At 65.6% G+C, this 17,003-nt stretch carries 13 protein-coding genes and 1 riboswitch; of the genes, 2 read left to right on the top strand and 11 right to left on the bottom strand.

Annotation, left to right across the window (positions count from 1 at the left end; all coding sequences use genetic code 11):
* Nucleotides 1-706: 706 nt before the first annotated feature.
* The 8 genes from thiH to J9893_RS08685 all read right to left on the bottom strand — a co-directional run bounded on the left by thiH (nucleotide 707) and on the right by J9893_RS08685 (nucleotide 8,824).
* On the bottom strand, nucleotides 707-1,978 hold the full coding sequence (thiH, locus tag J9893_RS08720; RefSeq protein WP_210600127.1) for a 2-iminoacetate synthase ThiH: 1,272 nt from the start codon (nucleotides 1,976-1,978) through the stop codon (nucleotides 707-709).
* On the bottom strand, nucleotides 1,975-2,742 hold the full coding sequence (locus tag J9893_RS08715; RefSeq protein WP_113978250.1) for a thiazole synthase: 768 nt from the start codon (nucleotides 2,740-2,742) through the stop codon (nucleotides 1,975-1,977). Before J9893_RS08715 ends, thiH begins: the two co-directional genes overlap by 4 nt.
* Before the next feature lie 85 nt (nucleotides 2,743-2,827).
* Nucleotides 2,828-3,028: a sulfur carrier protein ThiS gene (gene thiS, locus J9893_RS08710; RefSeq protein ID WP_039040452.1), complete on the bottom strand. Its 201-nt coding sequence runs from the start codon at nucleotides 3,026-3,028 to the stop codon at nucleotides 2,828-2,830.
* Between the two features lie 2 nt (nucleotides 3,029-3,030).
* On the bottom strand, nucleotides 3,031-3,810 hold the full coding sequence (locus J9893_RS08705) for a HesA/MoeB/ThiF family protein (protein WP_113978248.1): 780 nt from the start codon (nucleotides 3,808-3,810) through the stop codon (nucleotides 3,031-3,033).
* Nucleotides 3,800-5,407: a thiamine phosphate synthase gene (gene thiE / locus J9893_RS08700; RefSeq protein ID WP_143238161.1), complete on the bottom strand. Its 1,608-nt coding sequence runs from the start codon at nucleotides 5,405-5,407 to the stop codon at nucleotides 3,800-3,802. Before thiE ends, J9893_RS08705 begins: the two co-directional genes overlap by 11 nt.
* On the bottom strand, nucleotides 5,404-7,395 hold the full coding sequence (gene thiC / locus J9893_RS08695; RefSeq protein ID WP_279604289.1) for a phosphomethylpyrimidine synthase ThiC: 1,992 nt from the start codon (nucleotides 7,393-7,395) through the stop codon (nucleotides 5,404-5,406). Before thiC ends, thiE begins: the two co-directional genes overlap by 4 nt.
* Before the next feature lie 257 nt (nucleotides 7,396-7,652).
* Nucleotides 7,653-7,766, bottom strand: a riboswitch (TPP riboswitch).
* A gap of 62 nt (nucleotides 7,767-7,828) precedes the next feature.
* Nucleotides 7,829-8,317 carry a hypothetical protein gene (locus J9893_RS08690; protein ID WP_103858552.1) on the bottom strand — a complete coding sequence of 163 codons (489 nt, stop codon included), beginning with the start codon at nucleotides 8,315-8,317 and terminating at the stop codon, nucleotides 7,829-7,831.
* Between the two features lie 78 nt (nucleotides 8,318-8,395).
* Entirely contained in the window at nucleotides 8,396-8,824 is a 429-nt protein-coding gene (locus J9893_RS08685; RefSeq protein ID WP_103858553.1) for a hypothetical protein, read from the bottom strand.
* 90 nt (nucleotides 8,825-8,914) lie between these two features.
* Here J9893_RS08685 and J9893_RS08680 point away from each other — a divergent pair, with 90 nt between their 5' ends.
* Both J9893_RS08680 and J9893_RS08675 read left to right on the top strand, forming a co-directional pair.
* On the top strand, nucleotides 8,915-9,583 hold the full coding sequence (locus tag J9893_RS08680) for a response regulator transcription factor (RefSeq protein ID WP_010672659.1): 669 nt from the start codon (nucleotides 8,915-8,917) through the stop codon (nucleotides 9,581-9,583).
* On the top strand, nucleotides 9,580-10,836 hold the full coding sequence (locus tag J9893_RS08675; RefSeq protein WP_103858554.1) for a HAMP domain-containing sensor histidine kinase: 1,257 nt from the start codon (nucleotides 9,580-9,582) through the stop codon (nucleotides 10,834-10,836). The genes J9893_RS08680 and J9893_RS08675 overlap by 4 nt, the downstream gene beginning before the upstream one ends.
* A 151-nt stretch (nucleotides 10,837-10,987) precedes the next feature.
* Here the strand turns inward: J9893_RS08675 and rimK are convergent, their stop codons facing one another.
* The 3 genes from rimK to metH form a co-directional block, all read right to left on the bottom strand.
* A complete protein-coding gene (gene rimK / locus J9893_RS08670; RefSeq protein WP_010672657.1) occupies nucleotides 10,988-11,884 on the bottom strand; it encodes a 30S ribosomal protein S6--L-glutamate ligase in 897 nt (298 codons plus the stop codon).
* Between the two features lie 192 nt (nucleotides 11,885-12,076).
* Nucleotides 12,077-13,144 (bottom strand): Gfo/Idh/MocA family oxidoreductase, encoded by a 1,068-nt coding sequence (locus J9893_RS08665; protein WP_103858555.1) that lies wholly within the window; start codon nucleotides 13,142-13,144, stop codon nucleotides 12,077-12,079.
* Nucleotides 13,145-13,211: 67 nt separating this feature from the next.
* Nucleotides 13,212-16,907: a methionine synthase gene (metH, locus tag J9893_RS08660; protein WP_103858556.1), complete on the bottom strand. Its 3,696-nt coding sequence runs from the start codon at nucleotides 16,905-16,907 to the stop codon at nucleotides 13,212-13,214.
* Nucleotides 16,908-17,003 lie beyond the last annotated feature (96 nt).

Below are 17,003 nucleotides of genomic sequence, written 5' to 3'. Positions count from 1 at the left end.
CTGAGTTTACGACGTGCTACTTTCTCGTTGGTGGTCATACGGTGACTCCAGATAACACGGTAGGGGTACCGTTTTGTTATCCGGTTTGAAGCCGTATGACCACTCCCTTTTGTGGGCAACTGTCAGGTGAATACCATCTCCATACACACAGGGTGTATTACCGTAGGGTGCAATAAGCGAAGCGAATTGCACCCTACGACCACTCCCTGAGGTTATGGCGGGCACGGTTTTGGTTCCCCCTCTTATTCGCTGAGGCGAGCACGCTTGTCCAGGCCGCGAGACAGGATGTCGAGCGAGCGGCGCCGGGCCATGGATGGCCCGTCGCCGCGTGCCGTCGGACAAGCGGGTGAGCCGAAGGAACCCGACTAAGTCGGGCGAATAAGCGGGGGAGAAGACCTTTGGTGACTTTGGGTCTTTCCAAAGTCACTCGCCCCGGCCCGAAGGGCGGGCGAAACACCTTCGAGGCCAGCGGCCTCGCGTCCTGCACGGCGAAGCCGTGCCAGCCATCACACACACCACAAAGCGGACGATTACGCCTGACGGCTAATCGACCCTACGATGGCAATGAAATATCGCATCAAGACCCCTCCCCAGCCCTCCCCTTCGCAGGGGAGGGAGCCAAAGCGTCGCCACCAGCAAGGTGTGTGGCCGAACGGCGCCCAATCGTTATACCGGACGCCGCCGGTAAAGGGGGGCGTGGCCGCCCCTATCGGCCCAAGAAGGGTTCCCAGTCCTTGAACACCGGCTGCAACCCTGCCTGCCGCACGGCGGCGGCCACTTCCCCCACCGGGCGGTCGTCGTGGATGGCGAACTGCTCCAGCTCCTCTTTATCCCCCTCGGCATAGCCACCCGGCTGGGTGCGCGACTCGGCCGACATCTGGGTGATGCCAAGGCGCACCGCGCCGTTGCGAAAGGTGGCCGACTCGCGGGTGGAGAGCGACAAATCCAGCGTGGGCGAGAAGAGGCGCCAGGCGCAGATAAGCTGGGCCAGCTGGCGATCCGACATGACCACTTCAGGTTCCAGCCCACCGGTGCAGGGGCGCAGGCGCGGGAAGGAGAGGGAGTAGCGGCTCTGCCAGTGGTGGCGCTCAAGCCAGGCGAGGTGCTCGGCGACAAAGTAGCTGTCGGCACGCCAGTCCGAGGAGAGACCGATGAGCGCCCCCAGCCCTATCTTGTCGATACCGGCGCGGCCGAGCCGATCCGGCGTGGCGAGGCGCCATGCGATGTCCCGCTTGTTGCCGCGCAGGTGATGGCGGGCGTAGGTGGGGGCGTGGTAGGTCTCCTGATAGACCATGACCGAATCGAGGCCGAGGGTCTTCAGCTCGGCATATTCATCCTGCAAGAGGGGCTGCACCTCCATCCCCACCGTGCTGAAGTGACGGCGGATGATGGGCAACACCTGCCGAAAATAGGCGAGCCCCACCTTGTGCTCGTGCTCGCCGGTCACCAGCAGCACGCTGTCAAAACCGCGCGCCTTGATGGCCAGACACTCGCGCTCAATCTCCTCGCTATTCAAGGTCTTGCGCTTCAAGCGGTTGCTCATGGAGAAGCCGCAGTAGGTGCAGTCGTTGGCACAGAGGTTCGACAGATAGAGCGGCACATAGAAGCCGATGGTGTTGCCAAAGCGCTGGCGGGTCAGCCGCTCGGCCTCGGCCGCCATCTGCGGCAGATACGCCTCGGCGGCCGGGGAGATCAGCGCCATAAAGTCCGCCAGGGTGCGGCGGGAGGTAGTCAGCGCCCGCTCTACATCTGCCGCTGTTTTGGCGCGGATCTGCATGCCGATATCGTCCCACCCCAGCTCGAGCCATCTATCGAGAAAACTCTCCGACTTTCTCTCAACCCCCTCCCGGCCTCCCCCTTCACAAGGGGGAGGTGTTAATCCGCCCCCCCGATCTCCTACTTCACAAGAGGGCGGAGTCGACACTCCCTCCCCTGGCAAGGGGAGGGTCGGGGTGGGGTCATTGGCATGCTGACTCATAACGCCCCCAGAAAATCGGTAAGCGGGCTGGAGGCTTGGGCCTGCAGGGCGCGGGCGCCGAGACCGGCTTCATAGGCACTGCGCCCGGCAGTGCAGGCCAGTGAAAAGGCGCGGCCCATGGCGACCGGGTCGCCACTGACGGCAATGGCGGTGTTGACCAGCACGGCATCGGCCCCCAGCTCAAAGGCGGCGGCGGCATGGCTCGGCGCACCGATCCCCGCATCCACCACCACGGGCACATTGGCCTGCTCGACGATGATGGAGAGAAACTCCCGGGTCACCAGCCCTTGATTGGAACCGATGGGGGCGCCCAGCGGCATCACGGCGGCGCAACCCACCTCTTCGAGCCGCTTGCACAGCACGGGGTCGGCGCCGCAGTAGGGCAGCACCACAAAGCCCTCTTTCACCAGCTGCTCGGCGGCTTTGAGCGTCTCGATGGGATCGGGCAAGAGGTAGCGTGGATCGGGGTGGATCTCGAGCTTGAGCCAGTTCGTCCCCAGCGCCTCGCGGGCGAGGTGGGCGGCAAATACCGCCTCGGCGGCGGTCTTGGCCCCCGAGGTGTTGGGCAGCAGCTTGACCCCGAGTTGCCGAAGGGGCGTGAGGATATCGTCGTGGGCCTTGCCCGGTTCGAGCCGCTTGATGGCCATGGTGACCAGCTGGGAGCCACTCGCCTCGATGGCGGCGGCCATCAGTTCCGGGCGGGCAAACTTGCCGGTGCCGGTAAAGAGGCGCGAAGAGAAGGTGTGATCGGCAATCTTGAGCATGTCAGCCTCCCGCCACTGCGATAAGAAGAGATGAGGCCCCGCCGCAAGGCAGGGCGCGCGAAGATGGGACTGCGAGCATCATGGGTCAGCCTCCGGCAATGGCGGTGAAGAGGTGGAGTTCGTCCCCGTCATTGAGACGGGTCTCGGCCCAGCGGCCACGGGGCAGCACGGCGCCGTTGAGGGCCACCGCTACCCCCTGAGGGGGAATCTCCTGCACCGCCAGCAGCTCAGTCAGGCGCTGGCCGGTGGGCAGCGTCAGCTCGATATCGTTCAATCGGATCTTCATGGTTAATTCTCCAGGGCCGGGTGGGTGCTGCCGCAAACCGGGCAATCGGGGTCGGGAGCCAGCGTGAGGGTCTGCCACTGATGGGTCAGGGCATCAAACCGGCGCAATGTGCCCGCCACCGGGCTCGGCATCCCGAGCAGCAGTTTCAGCGCCTCCAGCGCCTGCAAAGAGCCCATCACCCCGACCAGCGGGCCGGTGACGCCGCTGGTCTCGCAGCTTTCCCTGATCTCGGTATCCAGCGGATAGAGGCAGGCGTAGCAGGCGTGATCGCTGCTGGTGCGCACCATCAGTTGCCCCTGCCAGCCCACTGCGGCGGCACAGACCCAGGGCTTGCCCTGGGCCACGCAGGCGGCGTTGATGGCCTGGCGGGTGGCGAGGTTGTCGCAGCAGTCGATCACCAGATCCACCTCGGCCACAAACTCCGGCAGGCTGGCGGCATCGAGTCGCTGGTTGATGGCGATCAGCTCCACCATAGGGTTGTGGGCGGCCAAGCGCTCGCGGGCCAGCTCCGCCTTGGAGTGGTTGACCGCCTCGCTATCGAACAGGATCTGGCGCGGCAGATTGCTGGAATCCACCGTGTCGCCATCGGCCAGCCACAAGGTGCCGACCCCGGCCCCGGCCAGATAGAGGGCGAGCGGCGAGCCGAGCCCGCCCAAGCCCACGATCAGCACGGATTTATCCTTGAGCCGCGCCTGACCGGCTTCCCCCACTTCCGCCAGCATCAGCTGGCGGCCGTATCTCAGATACTCTTTGTCACTGAGAGACGCGGCATCAGAGCGCATGTTCTGCCTCCCGTATCACGCTGGCCGAGCGCGGCTCATCCCCCGCCCCCACGGCAGCGAGCAGCCGCTCGGTCGCGCCCTGCCAGTCATCGCTCGCCGTGATGGCCGAGACCAGCGCAATGCTGCCGACCCCGCTTGCCTTGACCGCAGCCACCCGCTCCTCGCCGATGCCACCGATGGCCACCGTGGGCCAGTCGCCCATCAGGGCGCGGTAGTGGTGCAGCCGCGCCAGCCCCTGGGGGCGCGAAGGCATCGCTTTGGTGTTGGTCGGGAAGATATGGCCCAGCGCGATATAGGAGGGGGCAAGCTCGCGGGCCCGCATCAGCTCGAAGTAGCCGTGGGTGGAGATGCCAAGGCGCAGCCCGGCCGCCTGAATGGCGGCGAGATCGGCGGTCTCCATATCCTCCTGCCCCAGATGCACGCCCCAGGCACCCGCCTCGATGGCTTGCTGCCAGTAGTCGTTGATAAAGAGCCGTGCCCCATGGCGGCGACCGAGCGCGACCGCATCACGAATGGCCGGCGCCACCTCTGTGGCGGGCAGATTCTTGATCCGCAGCTGGATGGTCTTCACCCCGGCCCCCAGCAGGCGTTTGAGCCACTTGACCGAGTCCACCACCGGATAGAGGCCGAGGTTGTGTTCGGTCGGCGCGAAGGGGCCATCCGGCAGACGGGCGCTGCTCGCTTCATAAAGTCCGAAGCGGCGATCGAGCGGTGAACCCGCCAGCACGGCACGGGGGAAGTGGTCAAGGTCAGCGGGCCAGCCGAGATGGGCGATGGGCCCCGGGCCTGCCCCCACCCCCTGCGCCGCCGCCAAGCCCTGTTGCAGGTAGGCCCGCGCCAGGGTGATGGCGTCCTCCACCGGATAGTCCTGCGCCACCACGGCGGCGATGGCGCTGGCGTAAGCGCAACCGGTGCCGTGACCGTGGCGGGTATCGAGGCGCGGCGCGGCGAGCCAGAATTCGCGGCTCTCGTCCTGGTAGTAGTCGAGGCAGAGATCCCCGCCCCATTCAAGGTGGCCCCCCTTGACCAGCACGGCACGGGCGCCGAGTTCGCACAGCCGCCGGGCGGCGAGGCGCACCAGCTCGGGACTGGTGGCGGGCAGGCCGGTCAGGGCCTCCAGCTCGGGACCGTTGGGGGTGATGAGCGACAGACGTGGCAGCAGGTGCTCGCGCACCGCCACCAGCATGCCGGGCTCCGCCATGGGGGTGCCGGTGCTGGCGATGGCCACCGGGTCGTAGACCACGAAGGGAGCCTCGACGGTCGACAGGCGACGGGCCAGCACCTCTACGTGCAGCCGGGTCGGCAGCAGCCCGATCTTGATGGCGGCGGGTGGCAGATCCAGCCCCAGGGCATCGATCTGGGCGGCGAAGGTCTGCATCAGCACGGGGTCGACCATCTTCACCGCCACCGAGTTCTGGGCCGTGATGGCGGAGATGACGGAGCAGCCGTGCACGCCGAGGTCGTGCAATGTGTGCAGATCGGCCTGAATGCCGGCACCGCCGCCGGAGTCTGAACCGGCAATGGTCCAGACAACTGGGCGGGAGTCGGTCACGGGCGACAGATCGGCGGGGCTGACAGCCCCGCTTGCGCTGCTCACGCCTCCTCCCCTGCGGCCTGTTTCAGCGCCGCCGCCTGATGGTAGATCTCGCCGCCGGCCTCCTTGAAAGTTTCAGCCATGCGGGCCATGCCGCTCTCCACCTCGGCCACCACCCGCTCCTGCTGACCGTCCATGCCGACCAGCTTTATCTCTACGGCTTCCAGTTTCGCCGCATAATCGCGCACGTCCTGGGTGATCTTCATGGAGCAGAACTTGGGCCCGCACATGGAGCAGAAGTGGGCCACTTTGCCGGACTCCTGAGGCAGGGTCTCGTCGTGGTAGGCGCGGGCGGTGTCGGGATCCAGGGCCAGGTTGAACTGATCCTCCCAGCGGAACTCGAAGCGCGCCTTGGACATGGCATTGTCGCGGATCTGGGCGCCCGGGTGGCCCTTGGCAAGGTCAGCCGCGTGGGCGGCGATCTTGTAGGTAATGAGCCCCTGCTTCACGTCCTCCTTGTTGGGCAGGCCCAGGTGTTCCTTGGGGGTCACGTAGCAGAGCATGGCGCAGCCGTACCAGCCGATGAGCGCGGCGCCGATGCCGGAGGTGAAGTGATCGTACCCCGGGGCAATGTCGGTGGTGAGCGGGCCCAGGGTATAGAAGGGAGCCTCGTGGCAGTGCTCGAGCTGCTCGGTCATGTTGCGCTCGATCATGTGCATGGGCACGTGACCGGGGCCCTCGATCATCACCTGCACGTCGTATTCCCAGGCAATCTTGGTGAGCTCGCCCAGGGTGCGCAGCTCGGCGAACTGGGCCTCGTCGTTGGCGTCATAGACGGAGCCCGGACGCAGACCGTCACCCAGCGACAAGCTCACGTCGTAGGCGGCGCAGATCTCGCAGATCTCGCGGAAGTGCTCGTAGAGGAAGTTCTCCTTGTGGTGGGACAGGCACCACTTGGCCATGATGCTGCCACCGCGCGAAACGATGCCGGTGAGGCGCTTGGCGGTCATGGGCACGAAGCGCAGCAAGACGCCTGCGTGGATGGTGAAGTAGTCCACCCCCTGCTCGGCCTGCTCCAGCAGGGTGTCGCGGAACAGCTCCCAGGTGAGATCCTCGGCGATGCCGTTGGTCTTCTCCAGCGCCTGATAGATGGGCACGGTACCGATGGGCACCGGGCTGTTGCGCAGGATCCACTCGCGGGTCTCGTGGATGTAGCGGCCGGTGGAGAGATCCATCACGGTGTCGGCGCCCCAGCGGGTGGACCACACCAGCTTCTCCACTTCCTCTTCGATGCTGGAAGTGACCGCCGAGTTGCCGATATTGGCGTTGATCTTCACCAGGAAGTTGCGGCCGATGATCATGGGCTCCGCTTCCGGGTGGTTGATGTTGCTGGGGATGATGGCGCGACCGGCGGCCACCTCATCGCGCACGAACTCGGGGGTGATGTTCTGGGGCAGTCTGGCGCCAAAGCCCTGACCCGGGTGCTGGGTGCGCAGGAGCTCGGAGCGCACCCGCTCACGGCCCATGTTCTCGCGAATGGCGATAAATTCCATCTCGGGAGTGACGATGCCGGCGCGGGCGTAGTGCAGCTGGGTGACCCGGCGGCCCGGCTTGGCACGGCGCGGCTTTGGCAGATGCTCGAAGCGCAGGTGATCCAGCCCCTCGTCCGCCAGCCGCTCCTGAGTGAAAGTGGAGCTCAACCCCTCCAGCGCGTCGGTGTCAGCACGCTCCAGCACCCAGGCTTCGCGCAGGCGCGGCAGACCGCGGCGCACGTCGATGGGGGCAGCCTCTTCCCCATAGGGGCCCGAGGTATCGTAAACCGGCACCGGCTCGTTGGGCTCGAACTGGGGAGCGTCCTTGGTGCCGCCGACGAAGGTGTCGGCCAGCTGGATCTCCCGCAAAGGCACCCGGATGTCAGGGCGAGAACCCTGGATAAAGATGCGGCGGGAGTTGGGGTGAGCCATCCCCTTGAGGTTGTCGATAAAGGTCTGGGCGCTGGAGCGCTGCTCGCGGCGGCTGGATTTGGTGGTATCAGAAACATTGGTAGACATAGCAAAACTCACATTAACTGGTTGAAGTTATGGGTGTTTGCTTGTCTGGAGTTCGAGGAGAAGATGAACTTGCGGCGGGGTGTGCTCGGGGGAGTGAGCCGGGCATGGATCTTCCCTGCTCTGCCGTCCCTCTGCCCTGTGTGGCAGATCCGCAGGCCTGACGGCCCGGCGGGACAACCTCCCCCTGTGCGCCTGTGCCAGCCAGAGGCGGTCTGCCTCCAGCTGGCGGGAAGGTGTGCCTTCCCCGGCGCGGTAACCCGCAAGTTACCCTTGTTTCCCTTCGCAGGTCTTAACCTGATCAGGTTCCACGGATCCCGAATTAACGGTCTCAGCTTAGCGTCGTTCGACGGTCAGCACTCCGACAAGATGTGCGCCAGTATAAGTGGGGAAATTTAAAGTACAAGCCATTAACAAGGGGAAAGGGAGAGAGGTCTCACTCTTCGGCGTCGAGAGGATCCTCGGGGTCAGGAATGAGGATATCGGTGAGGCGGCCCTCTTCATCCCGGCTCAGCACCAGGCGGCGACCCGGTTGCAGATCGGCGGCGCTGCCGTTGATCCAGCGAGTGTCAGCATCAAACACCAGCACGCCGAGATCCTGTAGCAGCAATGCCTGTTGATTATGGGTGAGCAGTCGATCCTCCGCCCGCCGCCAACTGGCCCCGAGCGCCGGATCCGGCGCCCCGTCGAGCACCCGGATCGTCTCGGCGACGCCGTAGCGGCTCTGGATCGCGAGGTGCATGCCGGGCACGAGCCCGTCCGGCTGCGCCACGCCGTGCAGTTCGGCACTGCCGAGCTCCAGCTCAGCCCCCTGGAATTGCAGGCGCACCCCGTCGTTGTGCTCCAGCTCCACCAGCCAGAGCTCGGCGTCGTCGGCAAAGGTGCAGAAGGGCAACAGCAGCAGGCAGAGTGCGGTTCGGGTCATGGCAGGCGGTCCGGGGTCACGGGGTGAGGTTTAACTATGGCCCCGGACGGGCAATTTTTCCCGGTCCGCCCTGACCGGTCAGTCATCCTCCCGGCACTGGCTCAGGCGCATGCCGTCAAACTTGCACTCCAGCTCCAGCCAGCGTCCCTCGAACGGGGAGAGGCTCCCATCCGAGGTGACATAACCCCAGATCCGTCCCCCTTCCACCGGCCCTTCCAGTTCCATCTCGTCCTCCTCTTCCAGTGCCTCCACCTCGCGAACGAGCCGCCGCGCCCCTGCAGCCGTCTCCTGCACGACCCCTTCCAGATCGACCCAGGTCCCGCCGAGATCGTCCTCATCCAGGCCATCCTTGAAGCGGGTGCGCTCATCGAGCACGAAGGGAATGCCGTTGACCATCAACTGGCCAAGCTGCCAGGTGGTGCGGCCCGTGAGCTTGAACTCGGCCGCCTGCACCAGACCAAAAGGCAATAGAATCAATAACCAGAAGGCGCGGAGAGACTTCTTCATCGGGGATCCTCGGGGTTACACTGGCACACAGGATGTCCCATCCGGTGTGAAATGGCCGTGAAATAGCGGCACAGACCAGGAGATCAGAGCATGAAAATACTGGTGGTGGAAGACAGTCCCCAGGTGGCGGAGACCATCATGGACTATCTGGCGCTGGCCGGGCACAGGGTGGACTGCGCCTATCATGGCCAGGCCGCCCTGCAACTGCTGGCCCAGGAGCGCTTCGACGTCATCATCATGGACGTCATGATGCCGCGCCTCGACGGCCTGCGTACCGTGGAGCGGCTGCGTGCGGACGGCATCGCGACCCCGGTGCTCTTTCTCACCGCCCGTGACAGCCTGGAGGACAAGCTGGCAGGCTTTCGGGCGGGGGGCGACGACTATCTGGTCAAGCCGTTCGCCATGGAGGAGCTGGAGGTGCGCCTGGAGGCCCTCAGCCTGCGTGGCCCCAGAGGGGACATGGGCGTGCTCTGCTTTGGCGATCTGACGGTGGATCCCGCCAGCGGCCGCGCCACACGCGCCGGGGTGGAGCTCAAACTCGGCAAGATCCCGTTCCAGATCCTCACCCTGCTGGTGAAGCGCGCCCCCCAGCTGGTGACGCGCCAGGAGGTGCTCGACACCGTCTGGGGCGACGAGGAGCCCGACTCCGACGCCCTGCGCAGCCACATCTATGCCCTGCGCAGCGCCCTCGACAAGCCCTTCCCCACCCCCATGCTGGAGACCCTGCACGGCCAGGGCTACCGGCTGGTGACCCCATGACGAACCCGACGCCGCCCCTTGCCTCCGGCCTGCCGAGCCTGCGCCGGCGCCTGGTGCTGGCGCTGGGAGGGGCCGGTCTGCTGCTGCTGGTGATCCTGAGCCTGCTGATGGTGGTGGCCGAGAACAAGATGGAGGAGCTGAGCCTGCGCCACTGGCTGGAGGCGGAGGCAACCCGCTATGACGACGACTGGTTGCGCCTCGGAATGGCGGCCCCCGCCCCCAGCCCGCGCCAGTTCTCCAGCTACTGGACAGAGGCGGGCCGCCTGCCCGCCTGGCTCAAGGCCTACCAGAGCCCCGGCTTCTTCGAGCATCAGCTGGGCCGGGAGGACAAGCACTTCCTGGTACGCGCCCACCCCTCGGGTCAGGGGCTGCTCTATCTGGTGTTCAACGACGATGCGGACGACTACCTCGACCCTTACGAAGCCAAGCTGCATCTGGTGACCCGCCTCATCGGCCTGGCCCTGCTGCTGGGGAGCCTCGCATTCGGCATCTGGCTGGTGCGTCACATCACCAGGCCGCTGGAGCGGCTGCGCCAGCGGGTCGCCCACCTGACCCCGGATCAGGGGGACTTCGTGCCCGATGCCCCCTGGCAGGAGCTGCGAGAGATAGAGCAGGCGCTGCTGGCGGGCAAGCACGAGGTAGCCGCCGTGTTTGCCCGTGAACAGGAGTTCAGCCGCTTTGCCAGCCACGAGCTGCGCACCCCCAACATGGTGATCCAGGGATCCGCGGCCCTGCTCGGCAAGGTGAATGACCTGCCCGCCCCGGCAGCCCGCGCCGTCAGCCGCATCCGCGCCGCCGCCGACGAGATGGCCCTGCTCACCGAAACCTTCCTGCTGCTGGGACGCAAGGAGGCCGTGGAGCGCCCGCCCCAGCAGGTGGCGCCGCTCATTCGCCGGGAGCTGACCCGCCTCGCCCCCCTGCTGCAACGGGAGACACTGGACATTCGCCTGCAACTGGACGAGGAGAGCGAGGTGCATGCCCCCCTCTCCCTGCTCGCCATCGCCCTCGGCAACCTCTTGAAAAACGCCCTGAGCTACGCCGAGGGGCACATCGAGATCACCCTGCACGAGCAGGTGCTCACCATCAGCAACCCCACCGCCGCCGCGCCGGATCAGATCCTCGGCTACGGCTGCGGCCTCACCATCATCCAGCGCATCTGCGAGAAGCTGGGCTGGCAGATTGAGACCCGGCTGGAAGATGGCATCTTCTGCGCCCGGCTGGTGATGATCCCCGGCGCCCCCGGGGCGGCATAACCCCCTCATTCCCGGCCCTTCTTCCCGGCTGTTCAACACAGTGGGAGAAGGGAGACACTTCCCGGCAAGCCCGCTGCCTTCCAGCCCCCCCAGATAGCAACAAGGCGCCCGAGGGCGCCCTGTGTTTACCTGTCTGACACTCGTTTGGGACTCATTCCGCCGGCTTGTGCTTGCGGCTCGCCTTGAGCTCGAGGAACTCGATGATCTTGCCCGCCACGTCCTTGCCAGAAGCGGCTTCCACCCCCTGCAGGCCGGGGGAGGAGTTCACCTCCAGCACCAGCGGGCCGCGGGCGCTTCGCAGGATGTCCACCCCGGCCACGTCCAGCCCCATGATCTTGGCGGCCTGCACGGCGGTGGCACGCTCTTCCGGCGTGATCTTGATGGCTTCGGCGGTGCCGCCCCGGTGCAGGTTGGAGCGAAACTCCCCCGGCTGGGCCTGGCGGCGCATGGCGGCCACCACCTTGCCGTTGACCACCAGACAGCGGATATCGGCGCCGTTGGCCTCGCGGATGTACTCCTGCACCAGGATGTTGTTGTTGGTCTGGATAAAGGCCTCGATGACGCTCTCGGCGGCCTTCTGGGTTTCGCACAGCACCACGCCAATCCCCTGGGTGCCCTCCAGCAGTTTCACCACCAGGGGGGCGCCCCCCACCATGGTGATGAGATCCGGTACGTCGTGGGTGCTGTGGGCATAGCCGGTCACCGGCAGGCCGATGCCGTGACGGGAGAGCAGCTGCATGGCGCGCAGCTTGTCCCGGGAGCGGGAGATGGCCACCGAGCTGTTGAGAGCCATGGTGCTCATCATCTCGAACTGGCGCAGCACGGCGGTGCCATAGAAGGTGATGCTGGCACCGATGCGCGGGATCACGGCGTCATAGCTCTCCAGCTCCCGTCCTTCGTAATGGATGGAGGGGCTGTGGGAGGCGATGTTCATGTAGCAGCGCAGGGTGTCGAGCACCTCGACCTGATGCCCACGGGCCCGGGCCACCTCGACCAGACGGCGGGTGGAGTAGTTGTTGGGCTCACGGGATAAAATGGCAATATTCATGGAAATGGCAGACCTGATAATCGGACTGGAGAGTATAAGGTGCCATGAACGACTGGCAACGCCAATCCTTTCCCCTCACCATGCGCGGTTCTGCAAGAACGGGCAAAAACCGAGAGTGCCGCACTCAAGAACGGACCGTTCTGCAAGACGGCGCCAGCCACCAGCCCTCATGCCGGATGGCGCACAACGACGTCAATGGGGGCCGCGCAGCCCTTGCTGCAACTCAAGCAGCAGGGCGACCTCCTGCAAACGGCGCGCCGTGGTGCCGACCCAGCCTCCCAAAGGCACAGGGGCCAGCAGGGTCTGGGCGATGCAGTGGCGATAGAGAGGCCCCTCATGTTGCCAGCCTCGCATCCCGTCGACGTCGTGATGGTGCAGCCACTCCAGGTTGCCGCGGCGAAGCAGCTCGATGCGCCGCCCGTCTTTGAAGTGCAGGCAAAGCCCCTTCTTCTCCACCCCGGGACCGGCATACTTGTCGAGCCAGAGGGTCAGGGGCACCCCTGCCGCCTCGCCGCGCAGGCAGGCCCGCCCCTCGGCGGTCTCCAGATCCCCGCGCCGGATGGGCTGCCCCAGCCGGTCGCAGACGCCCTCCGCGATCAGGTGCAGGCGGTCGTCCCCACCCAGAGCCACCAGCAGTTCCCGGATCATCGCCAGCAGATGGGTACCAATGTCGAGGATCACCCCGTCTGGATGGCGCAGGACCCGCCGATCCGGCTCCCCGGTGGCGAAGTTGAGGGCATAGGGATGCCCCGTCTCGTCCAGGCCGCAGGGTTCCAGCAAAAAGCCCTCCACCGCGCTGATATCGGCGAGGGTGGCCAGCCCGCCCCCGGCGCCGTCTGATTCCCGAGGCTGCCAACCTTCATCCAGTTTGCCGCTAAGCAGCAACTGCTGGACGGCATTGCGGGCCATCCAGTGATCCAGCGCCAGCACCCTGGCTGCGACCTCGGGGTCCGCCAGCAGGGCGCGCAGGCGATCGTGCTGGGCCAGGGTGGCCACCACGGGTTTCTCCACCAGGATGAGGGGAATGGCGCTGGCCAGTGCCTGCTCCAGCACGGACAGATGCAGCAGGGAAGGGGTGGCGATCACCAGCCGATCCAGGGGTTCGGCCAGCAGGGCTTCCAGGGTCGGGGCAGACATGACGCCGGGCAGGGTGATGGCGGGATCAAAACCCCATATCTCGGTATTTTCCGCCAGGGCGGCGAGTGCAGGCAGATAGGCTGTCTGCACCACGGCCCCCAGACCGACAAATCCAATCTTCATGGCAACCTCGATATGGCGTGCGTACCCGGCGCCTGCCCCGCACCGCGTGAGGCGGGGCAGACGGGGCTCAATGCAGGTTGGGCCCCAGCCAGCGTTCGGCCTCTGCCAGGGTCATCCCCTTGCGCTGGGCGTAGTCTTCCACCTGATCGTGCTGGATCTGGGCCACGGCGAAGTATTTGCTCTCGGGGTGGGAGAAGTACCAGCCGGATACCGCCGCCCCCGGCCACATGGCGTAGGACTCGGTGAGCTGCATGCCGATGGCCTGTTCGACGTCCAGCAGCTCCCAGATGCTCCCCTTCTCGGTGTGCTCCGGGCAGGCCGGGTAGCCCGGCGCCGGACGTATCCCCTGGTAATTTTCGCGAATCAGTTCCTCGTTGCTGAGCGCCTCGTCCGGGGCATAGCCCCAGTGCACTTTGCGCACCTGCTCGTGGAGGTATTCGGCAAAGGCCTCGGCGAGGCGATCGCACACCGCCTGGATGAGGATGGCGTTGTAGTCGTCGTGGTCCGCCTTGTAGGCCTTGGCGATGGCCTCCTCGCCGATGCCGCCGGTCACCGCGAAGGCGCCGATCCAGTCGGGCTTGCCGCTCTCTTTCGGCGCCACATAATCCGCCAGACAGTAGTTGGGGAAGCCCTGCTTCTCGCTCTGCTGGCGCAGGTGGTGCAGCACCTTGCGCACCTGGGTGCGGGACTCGTCGGTGTAGACCTCGATGCTGTCCCCCACGGCGTTGGCGGGGAACAGGCCTATGATACCGGCGCAGCGCACGCTCTGATCCTTCTCCAGCTGGTCCAGCATGGCGTTGGCGTCGGCGTAGAGGCGCGTCGCTTCCTCCCCCACCACCTCATCTTCCAGGATGCGGGGGAACTTGCCCGCCAGCTCCCAGCTCAGGAAAAACGGCGTCCAGTCGATGTAGGGGCGCAGCACTGAAATGGGTATGTTTTCGAAGGTCTGCACGCCGGGCTCCCGGGGCGCCGGGGGCTCATAGCCCACCCAGTCCAGCTGATGGCGATTGGCCCGGGCATGGGCCAGGGAAACCGGCTTGGAGCGCGGCTGCTTGCGGGCATGCTGATCCCGGGCAATCTCGTACTCCTTGTCGATGCGGGCCACGAAGGCGGGCTTGAGCTCCGGGCTCAGCAGGCTCTGGGCCACCCCCACGGCGCGGGAGGCGTTGGAGACATAGACCACGGGCTCGGAGTAGTTCTGCTCTATCTTCACCGCGGTGTGGGCCTTGGAAGTGGTGGCTCCGCCGATGAGCAGCGGCAGCTTGAACCCCTGACGCTCCATCTCCTTTGCTACGTGCACCATCTCGTCCAGGGACGGAGTGATGAGGCCCGACAGGCCGATGATGTCGGCGTTCACTTCCCGGGCCGTCTTGAGGATGGTCTCGCAGGAGACCATGACCCCGAGATCCACGATCTCGAAGTTGTTGCACTGGAGCACCACCCCGACGATGTTCTTGCCGATGTCGTGTACATCGCCCTTGACGGTGGCCAGCACGATTTTGCCGTTGCTGGAACCGCCGGACTTCTCCGCCTCGATGTAGGGTTGCAGGTAGGCCACCGCCCGCTTCATCACCCGGGCCGACTTCACCACCTGGGGCAGGAACATCTTGCCGGCGCCGAACAGATCGCCCACCACGTTCATGCCGTCCATCAGCGGCCCCTCGATGACGTGCAGCGGCTTCTCGGCCTGGGCGCGCGCCTCCTCGGTATCCTCCTCGATGAAATCAGTGATCCCCTTGACCAGGGCGTGTTCGAGCCGCTTGCCCACCGGCCAGCTACGCCACTCCTGATCCCGCGGATCCTCCGCCTGGGCACCCGCGCCGCGATACTTCTCTGCGATGGCCAGCAGCGCCTCGGTGGCGTTGTCGTTGAGGTTCAGCACCACCGCCTCGACCTTCTCTTTGAGCTCGGCCGGGATGTCTTCGTAGATGGCAAGCTGGCCCGCGTTGACGATCCCCATGTCCATGCCGTTCCTGATGGCGTGGTAGAGGAAGACAGCGTGGATGGCTTCGCGCACCGGCTCGTTGCCACGGAAGGAGAAGGAGACGTTGGAGACGCCGCCGGAGATCATGGCGTGGGGCAGGTGCGTTTTGATGTCCTTCACCGCCTCGATGAAGTCCACCGCGTAGTTGTTGTGCTCGTCGATGCCGGTCGCCACCGCGAAGATGTTGGGGTCGAAGATGATGTCTTCCGGCGGGAAGCCGACGCGGTCCACCAGAATGCGGTAGGCGCGCTGGCAGATCTCGAACTTGCGGGCCCGGGTATCGGCCTGGCCCACCTCGTCGAACGCCATGACGATGACGGCGGCGCCGTAGCGGCGCAGCAGTTTCGCCTGCTCGATGAATTTGTCCTCCCCCTCCTTCATGGAGATGGAGTTGACCACCGGCTTGCCCTGCACGCACTTGAGGCCCGCCTCCAGCACCTCCCACTTGGAGGAGTCGATCATCACCGGCACCCGGGCGATGTCCGGTTCCCCGGCGATGAGGTTCAGGAAGCGCACCATGGCCGCCTCGGCATCCAGCATCCCCTCATCCATGTTGATGTCGATGATCTGGGCGCCGTTTTCCACCTGCTGCTTGGCCACATCCAGCGCCTCGTCGTAGAGCCCCTCTTTTATCAAGCGCTTGAACTTGGCCGAGCCGGTGACGTTGGTCCGCTCACCCACGTTCACGAACATGGAGTCCGCCGTGATGATGAGAGGCTCCAGGCCCGACAACCGGCAGGCCACCGGCAGATCCGGCAGGGCGCGGGGCTTGATGCCCGCCACGGCGTCAGCCATGGCGCGGATGTGGGTCGGGGTGGTGCCGCAGCAGCCGCCCACCAGGTTGAGGAAGCCGCTTTGGGCCCACTCGCGGATATGCTCCGCCATCTCGACCGCGTCCAGATCGTACTCGCCAAACGCATTGGGCAGACCGGCGTTGGGGTGGGCGCTGACATGGGTCTCGCTGATGCGGGACAGCTCCTCCACGTACTGGCGCAGCTCGTCCGGCCCCAGCGCACAGTTGAGGCCGAAGGAGACCGGTTTGACGTGGCGAAGGGAGTGGTAGAAGGCCTCGGTGGTCTGGCCCGAGAGGGTACGACCGGAGGCGTCCGTGATGGTGCCGGAGATCATCACCGGCAGGCTGTAACCCAGCTCCTCAAACACCAGGTCCACCGCGAAGGCGGCCGCCTTGGCGTTGAGGGTGTCGAAGATGGTCTCGATCAGGATGATGTCGGCACCGCCCTCGATCAGGGCGTGGGTCGATTCGGTGTAGGCGGCCACCAGCTCGTCATAGGTGACGTTGCGCTTGCCCGGGTCGTTCACGTCCGGCGAGATGGAGGCGGTACGGTTGGTGGGACCCAGAACCCCTGCCACAAAGCGCGGTTTCGCCGGGTCCTTGGCGGTCCACTCGTCCGCCACGGCGCGGGCCAGGCGGGCCGCCTCCCGGTTTATCTCGGCCGAGAGCGCTTCCATCTCGTAGTCCGCCATGGCGATGCGGGTGGCGTTGAAGGTGTTGGTCTCGAGGATGTCGGCCCCGGCGGCACAATACTGGTCGTGGATCTCGCGAATGACGGCGGGACGGCTCAACACCAGCAGGTCGTTGTTGCCCTTGATGTCGGTATGCCAGTCGGCAAACCGCTCCCCCCGATAGTCCGCCTCACCGAGTTTGTAACCCTGGATCATGGTGCCCATGGCCCCGTCGATGATCAGGATCCGCTCCTTGAGACAGGCTTCCAGCCTGGTTGTGACATCCGCTTTCTTGTTCGACTCTCTGCTCGACACCGCTCGTACCCCTTACATCCATGCAACTGCGTGATGCCCATCCTAGCAGCAATCAAATCAAATGGAAATCTAGCCGTCTATCTGTCCGTGATGACG

It is taken from the genome of Aeromonas sp. MaB10011B (genome assembly GCF_017939325.1).
GTDB lineage: Bacteria > Pseudomonadota > Gammaproteobacteria > Enterobacterales > Aeromonadaceae > Aeromonas > Aeromonas caviae.
The sequence above is the reverse complement of the archived record's forward strand: the minus strand, read 5'-3'. Positions and strand labels throughout refer to the sequence as shown.